This window comes from Streptomyces durhamensis (assembly GCF_000725475.1).
GTDB lineage: Bacteria > Actinomycetota > Actinomycetes > Streptomycetales > Streptomycetaceae > Streptomyces > Streptomyces filipinensis.
Window position 1 is genome coordinate 1 of sequence record NZ_JNXR01000168.1, and the last position, 319, is coordinate 319.

At 67.7% G+C, this 319-nt stretch carries 1 protein-coding gene; it reads right to left on the reverse strand.

Annotated features, from left to right (window positions below; genetic code table 11):
- Positions 1-319, reverse strand: a 319-nt coding sequence (locus IO33_RS48925; protein ID WP_157858093.1) for an FAD-binding oxidoreductase, incomplete at both ends; no start/stop codon positions are given.

Genomic DNA, 319 nt, shown 5'->3' on the forward strand with positions numbered 1-319 from the left:
GCCCAGAACAGGTCCGGCTCTGCACCTGCGTCGACACGTCGGATGTTCCCGTCCGGGGTGACGACCTCCAGCGATCGCACATGGTCGGCCGCGTAGCCGTAGGCGCGGCCCAACGGACTCAAGCCCCCGCCAAGGGTGTAACCGACCACTCCTACGGCCGATGCGGACCCCACCACGCCGGTGAGACCATATGGCGCGGTGTGAGCGACTACATCACTCCACCGAGCTCCGGCACCCACACGGGCCAGTCGCTGTACCGGGTCGACCACGACCTGGTTCATGCGCCCGGTGGTGATGGTGAGGTAGTCGGTGCCCTCGG